Here is a 12,513-nt window from a genome sequence, read left to right as displayed (position 1 = left end):
AAACATCGCTTGCGTCGTCCCGCATCCGCCGATGGCATCACCCCGCCACGATCTCGAAACCAGGCCCGCCCCTTGGTCGCCGACACGCCCACCACCACCGCGGCCTGCTCAACCGTCAGGCAATCGCGGACCTGAGCCCAGAACCGATACTCCACCTCAACCGGCAACCGCGGACTACCCCGACGAGCACTCATCTGCACACCTCTCAACGCCAGGTGTTGCAGTCACCCCTTGAGGCCAAGTGCTCTCTCAGGGGCCGAAACCTCGCGATGATTCCTCGCGGGGTCAGCGGTAGCCGCGGGCCTGGAGCTCGTAGAGCTCGGCGTAGCGACCACGGGCGGCGATCAGCTCCTCGTGGGTGCCCGCCTCGAGGACGCGCCCCTGGTCGAGGACGACGACGAGGTCGGCGCTCGCGACGGTGGAGAAGCGGTGGGTCACCAGGAGGGTGACCGAACCCCGTGCTCCCGCCTCGCGCGCGGCCTCGGCATAGCGCTCGAACAGCGCGTGCTCGGTCGCCGCGTCCAGGGCGGCCGTGGGTTCGTCGAGCACCAGCAGCAGCGGGGTCTGACGCATCAGACCGCGTGCGATGGCGACGCGTTGCCACTGCCCACCGGACAGACCCACGCCGTCCTGCCAGGTGGTGCCCAACTGCGTGTCCAGCCCCTCCGGCAGAGCCTCGAGCAGGTCGTCGCCGGCGCCGAGGTGCACCGCCTCGAGCACGCGCGCGTGGTCGTCGACGCGCGGCAGGTCTCCGATCCCGATCGACTCCTGCGCCACCAGCTCGAACCGGGCGTGGTCCTGGAAGGCGCCTGAGACGCGGCCGCGCCAGGCTGTGAGGTCGAGGTTCGTCAGTGGCGTGCCGTCGACCCGCACCACGCCTTCGGTGGGCTCGTGCATCCCCGTCAACAGCTTGACCAGGGTCGACTTGCCGGCGCCGTTCTCGCCGACCAGCGCGACGATCGAACCGGCAGGCAGGTCGAGCGTGACGTTGCGCAGGGAACGCTCCGATGTGCCGTCGTAGGAGAAGCTCACCCCCTCGACCCGGATCCCGCTGTGCAGCACCTCCGGAGGCTCACGCCGCCCCTGGTGCTCGCGCGCCACCGTGTCCGCGTATTCCTGCAGCCACAGGAACCGGCGGACGTTGCGCACCATCTTGGTCAGCTGCTGGCTGGTGTTGCGCAGCACGACCACGGTCATCTGCAGCCGCTGCACCATCATCACCGCGAGGGCCACCGTGCCCGGGTTCACCACGCCCCGTATGGCGTCTCGCACCATCCAGGCGATCACCACCGCTGCGACGCCGAAGAAGACGAGGGACTCGACCCCCTGGACCAGGCCGGTGCGCAGCTGGGCTCCGACGATCGGGCGGCGCCACCCGGCGACGGACTCACGCAGCAGGTCGCGGACCGTCTGGCGGGTGCCGAAGACGCGCAGCTCGGCGCTCGGTGTCGCGCCGGTCACCAGGTCGACGAGGTGCCCGGTGCGGCGCGAGGGCTCGGCCGCCCGCTGCTCGCCCTCCTTGTCCCACCGGACGGTCCAGCGGGTCAGCAGCAGGCCGGGCACCGCGATCAGCGTCACGATGGCCAGGCGCGCGTCGGCAGTCACCGCGACGATGATCGTCCCGCCGGCGAAGACCAGGTTGTTGACGGTGTTGAGCAGAAGGTTGAACGACTGGCCGAGGGTGCCCTGCTGGTCGCGCAGGACCTGCAGCTCGTCCTGGTAGCGCGCCGACTCGAGGTGGTCGAGCGTGGGGATGCCGGCGGTGATCCGCGCGATCCGCGCGTCGAACTCGAAGCCCACCCGCTCGAGCTGCATCACCCTGGCGTGCGTGCCGACCAGCTGCAGGCCCATGTTCAGCGCGATCGAGGCGACCATGCCGACGGCGCCGACGACGAGCCGTCCCTGCTCGTTCTTGATCAGGCCGTCCACCAGGAAGGCGAGAAAGAGCGGCTGCAGCATGATCAGGCCCTTGCCCAGGGTCTCGAGCATGGCGGCCACCGACTGCCACGGGCTGAGGCGGAACGACATGGCGGTGACGAGCCAGACCGCCCGCAGGAACTCACGCACTCAGATCGTCCTCCTCGTGCGCGGTGGCATGGTCCGAGTCGTGGGGGGAGCCGCCGTGATGGTCACCGCACTCGGTGAACCGAGCGGCCTGCAGTCTGAACATCTGCGCGTAGGGGCCCTCGGCTCGCATCAGCTCCTCGTGGCTGCCGTCCTCGACGACCCGTCCTTCGTCGACGACGACGATGCGGTCGGCGTGCCGGACGCTGGACAGCCGGTGGCTGACCAGGATGCTCGTCATTCCGTGGGTGACCTCGAGGAAGCGGTCGAACAGCTCCTTCTCGGCGCGGACGTCGAGCGCCGCTGTGGGCTCGTCCAGCACCAGGACCCCGGCACCGCGATCGAGCGCCGAGAACGCACGCGCCAGGGCGACCCGCTGCCACTGGCCGCCGGAGAGGTCCTGGCCGTGGTCGTACTCGGCGGACAGCACCGTGCCCCACCCCTGCGGGAGGCGCTTCAGCAGCGGCGTGCCCGACGCCTCGTCGAGCGCTCGCGACAGTGCGCGTGAGCTCTCCGGACCGTCGTCGGCACCGAGCAGCACGTTGTCGCGCAACGAGAGCTGGTAGCGCACGAAGTCCTGGAAGATCACCGCCACCCGGCGCCGGGTGGCGTCGTCGGCCATCGGGTTGCGACCGTCGATGCGCACGGTGCCGGAGTCGGGGGCGTAGAGACCGCACAGCAGCTTGATCAGGGTGGACTTGCCCGCGCCGTTGACCCCGACCACGCCGAGTGACTGGCCGGCCGGGACGCGCAGGTCGAGCCCCGAGAAGACCTGGTCCTCCCGCGTGGGGTAGCCGAAGGAGACGTCATCCAGCACGATCTCTGCGGGGGCGACCTGCGTGACCTCGTCGGCCGTCGGGACCTCTCCGGGGGCGCCGGGAAGGTCCGGTCCAGGTCGGCTTCGCGCCATTCCGAGCTCGCCGCGCAGCTGCGCCAGCTGCGCGACGACGGCGGTGTTGCGCGCGACATACATCTGCATGTCCCCGACCGGTCCGAAGTTCTCCAGCTGGGGGATGGCCTGCGCCATCGTGACCAGGCCCGCGACCGACAGCGCCCCGGTCCACGCCTCGCGACCGAGCAGGGCGAAGGCACCGGCGTTGACCAGGAGCATGACCAGCGTCGCCCACCCGACGGGTCCGAGCGTGCGGTTGCGGTTGGACCAGACCAGCTGCATCGCGGCCAGCCAGGTGCGGCGGTAGCGGGCGGCGAGGAAGTCGCTGAGGCCGAACAGGCGCACCTCCTTGGCGAAGGAGCGGTCCATCAGCAGGCTGCGCAGGTAGGCCGCCTTGCGCCGGTCGTTGCCGGTGACGTCGAGCAGGTTGTCGGTGGCGCTGTCCATCCACCGGCGGAAGGTGCGGGACAGCAGCAGCCACGCGCCCACGAGCAGCAGCGGCGCCCACCAGCTCCACGTCAGGAGCACGCCGAGCGCCCCCAGACCGGTCAGCCGGACGAGCAGCAGCTGCCACGTCGAGAGGACACCCTGCATGAAGCTCCAGTCACGTGACGCGGTGACCAGACCCTCGAGCTGGGAGGTCTTCTCCGGGTCCTCGAGGTGAGCGATCCCGTGCGGTGCGAGCGCCGTCTCGGCGAGCAGGTCGAAGACCAGCACGAGGTAGCGGGCGGACAGGGCGTTGGCGCAGGCCTCCATCCCCACCTGGCACACGGGGGCCAGCACGAACAGCACCCCGACGAGCACCATGAGCCGCCAGGTCTCGCTGGCGGCCTGGCTGCCCGGCCCCTGGCGGTAGGCCTCGGCGAAGGAGCCCACGAGGTGCCCCGACACGACGAGGAGCGACACGGTGGCGGCCGCACTGAGCAGCGTCAGGAGGAGGCACAGGACCACGTACACGGGAGAGGCTCGCCACAGCAGGCGCGCGTGCAGCACGAGGCGGCGCGATGACGACATTCCTGGGCCCTGATCCCTTCCCCTGGCGACCGCTTCATCGTGCCCCATGCCACGTCGCCCGACCGGCGCTAGACGAGTTCTTTACCATCTCCAGACCTTTGCGACTCCGGATCGTGTCCAAGCGGGGGACAGCCGGGCGCGAGCGGCTCACACAGGCACCGACGGGGCAGCCGTGACCTGCCGCACGACCCGGTCCGGGAGGACGGCAGGGCCAGTAGGCTCGCCGACATGCCTGACGGTCCCACCGGTGCCCCGGACGACGACGTCGCCCGCAGCGAGTCCGGACTCCCCATCCAGCCCCTGTATGACGCGTCGTCGCTGTCCGGGTTCGACCCGCAGGAGGCGCTGGGCGCCCCCGGCCAGTACCCCTACACGCGGGGCGTCTACCCGACGATGTACACCGGCCGGCCCTGGACGATGCGCCAGTACGCCGGCTTCGGCACGGCCAAGGAGTCCAACGAGCGCTACCACCAGCTGGTCGGCGCCGGCACGGGCGGGCTGTCGGTCGCGTTCGACCTGCCGACCCAGATGGGCTACGACTCGGACGAGGCGATCGCGCACGGCGAGGTCGGCAAGGTCGGCGTGGCGATCGACAGCCTCGACGACATGCGCACCCTGTTCCACGGCCTGCCGCTGGACCAGGTCTCCACCTCGATGACGATCAACGCGCCGGCCTCGACGCTGCTGCTGCTCTACCAGCTCACCGCGGAGGCCGAGGGGATCCGCGCCGACCAGCTCACGGGGACCATCCAGAACGACGTGCTCAAGGAGTACATCGCCCGCGGCACCTACATCTACCCGCCGAAGGAGTCGCTGCGCCTCATCAGCGACATCTTCGGCTACTGCCGGGCCGAGCTGCCCCGGTGGAACACGATCTCGATCAGCGGCTACCACATGGCCGAGGCCGGGGCGACGCCGGCGCAGGAGATCGCCTTCACCCTCGCCAACGCGAAGGAGTACGTGCGCGCGGCACTGTCGGCCGGCCTGTCCGTCGACGACTTCGCTCCTCGGCTGTCGTTCTTCTTCGTGGCGCGGACGACGCTCCTCGAAGAGGTCGCCAAGTTCCGGGCGGCCCGGCGGATCTGGGCGCGGGTGATGAGGGAGGAGTTCGGCGCCCGCAACCCGAAGTCGATGATGCTGCGCTTCCACACCCAGACCGCGGGCGTCCAGCTGACGGCCCAGCAGCCCGAGGTCAACATGGTCCGGGTGGCGTTGCAGGGCCTCGGCGCAGTGCTCGGCGGGACACAGTCGCTGCACACCAACTCCTACGACGAGGCGATCGCGCTGCCCACGGCCAAGGCCGCCCGGCTCGCGCTGCGCACCCAGCAGGTCATCGCCTACGAGACCGACGTGACCAAGACCGTCGACCCGTTCGCCGGCTCCTACGTGGTGGAGTCGATGACCGACGACCTCGAGGGGGAGATCCTCGCGCTGATGCAGGCCGTCGAGGACCGCGGCGGCGCGGTCGCGGCCATCGAGCAGGGGTTCCAGAAGGAGGAGATCGAGCGGAGCGCCTACCGGGTCGCGCTCGAGATCGACCACGGTGAGCGCACCGTCGTCGGCCTCAACAAGTACACCGTCCCCGAGGAGGAGCCCTACGAGCCGCTGCGGGTCGACCCCGCGATCGAGGCGGAGCAGGGCGAGCGCTTGGCCGCCTTGCGCAAGGACCGCGACGGTGACGCCGTGCAACGCGCCCTGGACCGGATGCGCGCGGCCGCATCCGGCACCGACAACGTCCTGCTTCCGATGCGCGAGGCCCTCGCCGCCCGCGCCACCGGGGGCGAAGTGGCCCACGCCCTGCGCGACGTGTGGGGCCTCTACGTCCCCCGCGACGCGTTTTGAGCCTGGTGGGACGTCGGCGGGGCGGCCGCTCCGTCGTCTCGGCGGTCGCGGTCCTGCTCGTCGCCCTTGTCGCGCTCTGGATCAGCGGTGGCCTGAGCAGCGCCGGCGACGGCCCTGGCTCGCCGAGCGGGACCAGTCAGCAGCAGGACGCCCACCACAGCGGGCAGGGCACCATCGGCACGATCGCGTATGCCGCGCTGCCACCCCAGGCGCGCGAGACCATCGACCTGATCGACCGGGGCGGGCCCTACCCCTACCGCCAGGACGATGGGGTCTTCGGCAACCGGGAGGGGCTCCTGCCGCAGGCGCCGAGCGGCACCTACCGTGAGTACACGGTGGAGACACCGGGATCGGACGACCGCGGAGCACGCCGGCTGATCAAGGCGAGGGACGGCACCCTCTACTACACGGACGACCACTACCAGTCCTTCGAGCAGGTTCGACGATGAGCGGCGACGACGGTCGGCCAACGGGAGCGCAGCGAGGCGCGGATGACCAAGGAGCGCGACGGTCGGGCACGACACCGCAGCAGTGGGTGGTGCTCGACCAGGTGCTCGCGGGAGCGCGGCCGGGCACGGTCCTGCGCGGGGACGACGGATCGGGAGACGCGGCGGACCGAGCCGCGCAGCTGGGGCGCCGTGCCGGCTGGTCGGTCGTGCTCCTCGACACGACCGGTGCCCTGGACAAGGCAGCCCTGCTCGACCGCTGCCAGCAGGCGTTCGGCTTCCCGGAGTGGTTCGGTCACAACTGGGACGCGCTCGCCGATAGCCTCTCCGAGGTCGAGCACCCGGTCGGCACGTTGGTGCTGTGGACCGGATGGGACGGGCTGGCGCGGGCGGACGCACCCGCCTTCGGGACGGCCGTCGAGGTGCTGACCGAGCGCGCTGCGAGCGCCGTTGCCCGGCCTTTCGCCGTTCTGCTGGTCGCTCCGGGACAGCAGGGTTGACCGAGGCGCCGCCCCTGCGCCGGTAGGCTGTCGGGTCGTGGCCTCCCCCGACTTGATCGCGTCCCTCGTTGCTGCCGTCGACTCCCGGCAGGACGAGCTGGTCGCGTGGCGCAGGGACCTGCACACCCACCCCGAGCTGTCCTGGCGCGAGACCCGCACGACCTCCTTCGTCTCGAGCCGGCTGGCGGCAGCGGGTATCCGGGTCCGTCCTCTGCCGGGCACCGGGCTGATCGCCGAGGTGGGTGCGCAGGAGCCTGCCCACCGGGTGGCGCTGCGTGCCGACCTGGACGGGCTGCCGGTGCCCGAGCGCACCGGCCTGGCCTGGGCCTCGCAGACGCAGGACGTCTGCCACGCCTGTGGCCACGACGTGCACACCGTCGCCGTACTCGGCGCCGGGCTGGCGTTGCAGGAACATGCGGAGGCCTTGCGCGAGAAGGGGATCGGGGTACGGCTCATCTTCCAGCCGGCGGAGGAGGTTATCCCGGGCGGCGCGCACACCGTGCTGGAACAGGGCGGCCTCTCGGGGGTCGACCGCGCCCTCGCGGTGCACTGCGACCCGACCATCGACGTCGGCCAGGTCGGCCTGGTCGAGGGGCCGGTGACGGCGGCCGCCGACTCCGTGACCGTCACCCTCTCGGGCAAGGGCGGGCACACCTCGCGCCCGCACCTGACCCAGGACCTCACCTACGCGCTCGCCAAGGTGGTCACCGATGTGCCCGCCGCGCTGTCGCGGCGGCTGGATCCCCGGGCCGGGGCCGCGCTGGTGTGGGGGACGATTCACGCGGGAGGTGCCTCGAACGTCATACCTGCCTCGGGGCAGGCGACCGGCACCCTGCGGATGCTGGACGCCGAGGCGTGGGCATCCACCGGCACGCTGATCGAGGACCTGGTCCACGAGGTGGTTGCACCGTATGGCGTGTCCGCACAGGTCGAGCACGTGCGCGGCGTCCCGCCGGTCGTCAACGACGACGCCGTGGTGGCGACGCTACGTGCCGCAGCAGCGGCGGCCCTGGATCCCGGAGCGGCCGTCCCGACCCGGCAGTCGCTCGGGGGCGAGGACTTCGGGTGGTACCTCACCGGCGCCTCTGGTGCTTCCGGCGCACTGGTGCGGCTGGGTACCCGCACTCCCGGTGGGCCGACCTACGAGCTGCACCAGGGCGACCTGGTGGTCGCCGACCGTGCGGTCCTGGTGGCGGCCCGGTTGCTGGCGGCCGCCTGCGCGGTGGGCGGGCCCACCGGTACCCGTAAGTAACGGTTGGGACAACAGGTCGCCCTGCGGCAGACAGCATCCCACCTGGCGAGATATTCTCTGCCGAGATTGCGCCCCGGAGGGCGCGACCAGCGCCGGCACACGGCCTGACCATGGTGGTCGGATACCGTCCGGTGCTTCACGACGTGGATGAATGGAGACGCTTGTGCGTTCGGTCATGAAGGTGGCGGCAACAGTCGCCCTGGTGGGGCTCACGGTGAGTGCCTGCGGAAGCAAGCCCACGGACAGCTCGAGCACGACGCCGGCCGGTGGCAGCACCGGCAACGCGGGTGCCACGAGTGCCGCCCCGGCTGCCACCGGCGGGGGCAGCACGCAGGCGAGCGGCAAGGCGCTGCAGGCGTGCATGGTCCTGGACACGGGCGGCGTCGACGACCGCTCGTTCAACCAGTCGTCCTGGGCCGGACTGCAGGAGGCCAACAAGTCCAACCCCAACATCAAGATCAGCTACGTCCCGTCGAACAGCTCCAACGACTACGTCCCCAACCTCAACGCCGAGGTCAAGAAGGGGTGTGACACCGTCCTGGCGGTCGGTGGCCTGATGGCAGACGCCGTGAAGAAGACCGCGGCCAAGAACCCCAAGACGCACTTCGGCCAGATCGACGCGCCCTCCAGCGGCACGAACGTCTACGGTCTGCAGTACAACACCGCGGAGGCGGCGTTCCTCGCCGGCTACCTGGCGGCGGGCATGACCAAGTCGGGCAAGGTCGCCACCTTCGGCGGCCTCAACATCCCGCCGGTCACCATCTACATGGACGGCTTCTGGGAGGGCGTGCAGTACTACAACAAGGCCAAGGGCAAGAACGTGCAGGTCCTCGGCTGGAACGAGAAGAACCAGAAGGGCGGCACCTTCGCCAACTCGTTCACCGACCAGAACAAGGGCAAGCAGATCAGCCAGGCCTTCGCTCAGCAGGGGGCCGACATCGTCTTCCCCGTCGCCGGCGGCACGGGGCTGGGCGCCGGTGCGGCCGCGCAGAGCTCGGGCGGCAAGGTCAGCGTGATCTGGGTCGACACGGACGGCTGCATCAGCGCCAAGCAGTACTGCCAGTACATCCTCACCAGCGCGACCAAGAACCTCGCGGACTCGGTGGCGCAGTACGTCGAGAAGGGTGCCGACGGCACGCTCCCCACCGGCAACTACATCGGCGACCTGAAGAACGAAGGTGTCGGCCTTGCGCCCTATCACGAGTTCGACAGCAAGGTCCCGGCAGACCTGAAGAAGGAGGTCGACCAGGTCAAGGCCGACATCATCTCCGGCAAGATCAAGATCACCTCGCCGGCGCAGCCCAAGGAGTAAGCCGCAAGGAGTAGTCTGCGTCGGTCTGCGGCCAGGGGGGCTCCCCGCCCCCCTGGCCGCTGTGTCACCTGTCAACGGAGAAACGTGTGAAGCTCGAGCTGAGAGGCATCACCAAGCGCTTCGGCTCCCTGGTCGCCAACGACCAGATCGACCTGGTGGTCGAGCCTGGGGAGATCCATGCGCTGCTCGGCGAGAACGGAGCCGGCAAGAGCACGCTGATGAACGTGCTCTACGGGCTCTACCAGCCCGACGAGGGCGAGATCCTCGTCGACGGCGAGCCGGTCACGTTCTCCGGCCCGGGGGACGCGATGCGCGCGGGGATCGGGATGGTGCACCAACACTTCATGCTCGTGCCCGTCTTCACCGTCGCCGAGAACGTCAGCCTGGGCCACGAACGCACCAAGATGTTCGGGCTGCTCGACCGGCGCCGGGCGCGGCGCGAGGTCACCGAGGTGTCCAAGCGCTACGGCCTCGACGTGCCGCCGGACGCACTGGTCGAGGACCTGCCGGTCGGGGTCCAGCAGCGGGTGGAGATCATCAAGGCCCTCGTGCGTGACGCCAAGGTGCTCATCCTCGACGAGCCGACCGCCGTGCTCACCCCGCAGGAGATCGACGACCTGATCACCGTGATGAAGGCACTCCGGGAGGCCGGCACCTCCATCGTGTTCATCAGCCACAAGCTGCGCGAGGTGCGCGAGGTCGCGGACAAGATCACCGTCATCCGGCGCGGCAAGGTGGTCGGCCAGGCCTCGCCGGAGTCGTCCGCCGCCGAGCTGGCCTCGATGATGGTGGGCCGACCGGTGAAGCTGACCATCGACAAGGACCTCGCCACGCCGGGCGAACCGGTGCTGGAGGTGGCCGACCTGCGCGTGCTCGACGCGGACGGCCAGGTGCAGGTCGACGACGTCTCGCTCACCGTGCGGGCCGGCGAGATCTACGCCATCGCGGGGGTCCAGGGCAACGGCCAGACCGAGCTGACCGAGGCCCTCGTCGGACTGGCCCGCGCGACGCACGGGTCGATCCGCTTGGACGGCAAGGACATCACCCGGACCGCGGTCAACGACATCCTGCACAGCGGTGTCGGCTACGTGCCCGAGGACCGGATGCACGACGGTCTCGTCGGCAGCTTCACGCTTGCGGAGAACTTCGTGCTGGACACCTACAACCAGCCGCCGTTCGGCGACCGCGGCACGCTGGACCTGCGGGCCATCCGCAAGAACGCCCAGCAACGTATCGAGGAGTTCGACGTGCGCACGCAGTCCGCGCGGGCGGAGGCGTCCACGCTGTCGGGCGGCAACCAGCAGAAGGTGGTGCTCGCCCGGGAGCTGTCCCGTCCGCTGCGCCTGCTGGTGGTGGCCCAGCCCACCCGCGGCCTCGACGTCGGTTCGATGGAGTTCGTCCACCGCCGGATCGTGGAGGAACGGGACAAGGGCACCGCCGTGGTGCTGATCTCGACCGAGCTGGACGAGGTCCTCGGACTCGCCGACCGCATCGGCGTGATGTATCGCGGCAAGATCATCGGCGAGCTGCCGGCCGGTTCCTCAGCGCAGGAGATCGGCCTGCTGATGGCCGGGTCGACCTCGGTGGACGAACCCGCCGCCAGCACGAGCGCAAGGGAGGACCTATGAGGAGCCCCACGAAGTTCTCCGCTTCCCTGCCACCCCACGAAGTTCTCCACTCCGCCCCGACACTTCGCGGGGGCCCCGGCCTCCGATGCTTCGGGGGGGCTACGGAATGACGCAGGAAAAGCCTCCCACCGGGCCCATCGGGCCGAGCGACGCGACCGAACCCGCCGACGGGGCCAGCCCGGCCCAGGGCGCAATGTCCACGCAGACGGAGCCGCCCGACGACTCCGCCGGGCCGGGGTCGGAGAGCGGCAAGGGAGCCGGCAGCCGGATGGGGAGGATGCTGCACGGGGACAACCCGGTGCTGCTCACCTTCCTCGCCCTCGTCCTGGCCGGCCTCGTCGGGGCGGTGCTGATCGCGATCGGCGACCCCGCCACCCGTGCGGCCTCCAAGTACTTCTTCGCGGCGCCGCTGGACACCGTCTCGGCGGCCCTGAAGGCAGTGGGCAACGCCTACCTGGCGCTTTTCGAGGGATCGGTCGTGGATCCGTCGTCGTTCGCCAGCGGCAGCGCGACCGCGATCCTCGGGCCCATCTCGGAGACGTTGGTCAACGCGACCCCGCTGATCCTCGGTGGCCTCTCGGTCGCGCTCGCCTTCCGCGCGGGCCTGTTCAACATCGGCGGCCAGGGGCAGATCATCATCGGCGCGGTCTTCGCCGGCTACGTCGGCTTCGCGTGGGACCTGCCGGTCGTGGTGCACGTGCTGGTGGCCCTGGCGGCCGGCACCCTCGGTGGTGCGCTCTGGGGCGGCATCGCCGGATGGCTGAAGGCGCGCACCGGCGCCCACGAGGTCATCACCACGATCATGCTCAACTACATTGCGTTCAACTTGCTCGCGTTCCTGCTCGGCACCCCGGGCTTCCAGGCGCCGCCGTTCGGGCAGGCGATCTCCAACCCGGTCGAGGGCAATGCCCGCTTGCCGCACCTGTTGGGTGGTGACCTGCGGGTGCACGCCGGACTGCTGATCGCGCTGCTCGCGGCGCTGGGCTGCTGGTGGCTGCTTGACCGCAGCACGTTGGGCTTCCGGCTGCGCGCCGTCGGCGCCAACCAGAACGCCGCACGCACCGCGGGAATGCACGTCGAGCGCAGCTACGTCGCGGTCATGCTCATCGCCGGTGGGCTGTGCGGGCTGGCCGGCTGCGCGCAGATCCTCGGCACCAACCCGGCCATCACGCAGGACATCGACGCCGGGATCGGCTTCGACGCGATCACCGTCGCGTTGCTCGGCCGGGGCAAGCCCGGCGGCACCGTCCTGGCAGGCCTGCTGTTCGGCGCGTTGCGCGCGGGCAGCGTGACGATGCTGTCGGTCACCGGCACCCCGGTCGACCTCGTGCAGGTCGTCCAGGCCCTGATCGTCATGTTCATCGCCGCGCCGGCCCTGGTGCAGGCGGTCTTCCGGGTCCGCGCCCGCGGCGGCGTGGGCCAGGTCCTCGCGAAGGGATGGAACGGATGAGTCACCCCACACAGCCACCCCACGAGGTTCTCCGCTCGCAAGCTTGCTCCGGTACCTCTCGGGGACCCCGGCCTCCCGTGCTTCCCGGGGGCAGCCCGGGCCTCCGCAACTCC

At 70.5% G+C, this 12,513-nt stretch carries 9 protein-coding genes and 1 pseudogene; 7 read left to right on the top strand and 3 right to left on the bottom strand.

All coding sequences use genetic code 11. From position 1 onward, the window contains the following. The 3 genes and pseudogenes from FCN22_RS22285 to FCN22_RS15580 form a co-directional block, all read right to left on the bottom strand. A pseudogene (locus FCN22_RS22285) lies at window positions 1-194 on the bottom strand (IS30 family transposase); the annotation flags it as partial. Between the two features lie 91 nt (window positions 195-285). Beyond that, the gene (locus FCN22_RS15585) at window positions 286-2,067 is read right to left on the bottom strand and encodes an ABC transporter ATP-binding protein (RefSeq protein WP_202911614.1); all 1,782 of its coding nucleotides are present in this window, start codon (window positions 2,065-2,067) and stop codon (window positions 286-288) included. Continuing rightward, complete coding sequence (locus FCN22_RS15580; RefSeq protein ID WP_202911613.1) at window positions 2,060-3,970, bottom strand: ABC transporter ATP-binding protein; 1,911 nt, start codon at window positions 3,968-3,970, stop codon at window positions 2,060-2,062. Before FCN22_RS15580 ends, FCN22_RS15585 begins: the two co-directional genes overlap by 8 nt. A gap of 228 nt (window positions 3,971-4,198) precedes the next feature. Between FCN22_RS15580 and FCN22_RS15575 the strand changes: the two genes are divergently transcribed. The 7 genes from FCN22_RS15575 (at window position 4,199) to FCN22_RS15545 (ending at window position 12,400) form a co-directional block, all read left to right on the top strand. After that, the gene (locus tag FCN22_RS15575; RefSeq protein WP_137122476.1) at window positions 4,199-5,812 is read left to right on the top strand and encodes an acyl-CoA mutase large subunit family protein; all 1,614 of its coding nucleotides are present in this window, start codon (window positions 4,199-4,201) and stop codon (window positions 5,810-5,812) included. A gap of 5 nt (window positions 5,813-5,817) precedes the next feature. Beyond that, entirely contained in the window at window positions 5,818-6,261 is a 444-nt protein-coding gene (locus tag FCN22_RS15570; RefSeq protein WP_137122475.1) for a guanyl-specific ribonuclease, read from the top strand. Continuing rightward, window positions 6,258-6,758 carry a barstar family protein gene (locus tag FCN22_RS15565; RefSeq protein WP_137122474.1) on the top strand — a complete coding sequence of 167 codons (501 nt, stop codon included), beginning with the start codon at window positions 6,258-6,260 and terminating at the stop codon, window positions 6,756-6,758. The genes FCN22_RS15570 and FCN22_RS15565 overlap by 4 nt, the downstream gene beginning before the upstream one ends. Before the next feature lie 37 nt (window positions 6,759-6,795). Continuing rightward, on the top strand, window positions 6,796-8,010 hold the full coding sequence (locus tag FCN22_RS15560; RefSeq protein WP_238384778.1) for an amidohydrolase: 1,215 nt from the start codon (window positions 6,796-6,798) through the stop codon (window positions 8,008-8,010). 163 nt (window positions 8,011-8,173) lie between these two features. Further along, entirely contained in the window at window positions 8,174-9,322 is a 1,149-nt protein-coding gene (locus FCN22_RS15555) for a BMP family lipoprotein (protein ID WP_137122473.1), read from the top strand. Between the two features lie 86 nt (window positions 9,323-9,408). Continuing rightward, complete coding sequence (locus tag FCN22_RS15550; protein ID WP_137122472.1) at window positions 9,409-10,950, top strand: ABC transporter ATP-binding protein; 1,542 nt, start codon at window positions 9,409-9,411, stop codon at window positions 10,948-10,950. Window positions 10,951-11,143: 193 nt separating this feature from the next. Then, window positions 11,144-12,400 (top strand): ABC transporter permease, encoded by a 1,257-nt coding sequence (locus tag FCN22_RS15545; protein ID WP_137122471.1) that lies wholly within the window; start codon window positions 11,144-11,146, stop codon window positions 12,398-12,400. Window positions 12,401-12,513 lie beyond the last annotated feature (113 nt).

Source organism: Segeticoccus rhizosphaerae (assembly GCF_005222685.1).
In the GTDB taxonomy this organism is placed as follows: domain Bacteria; phylum Actinomycetota; class Actinomycetes; order Actinomycetales; family Dermatophilaceae; genus Segeticoccus; species Segeticoccus rhizosphaerae.
Note: the sequence above shows the minus strand (reverse complement) of the source record. Positions and strands in the feature narration are given on the sequence as shown.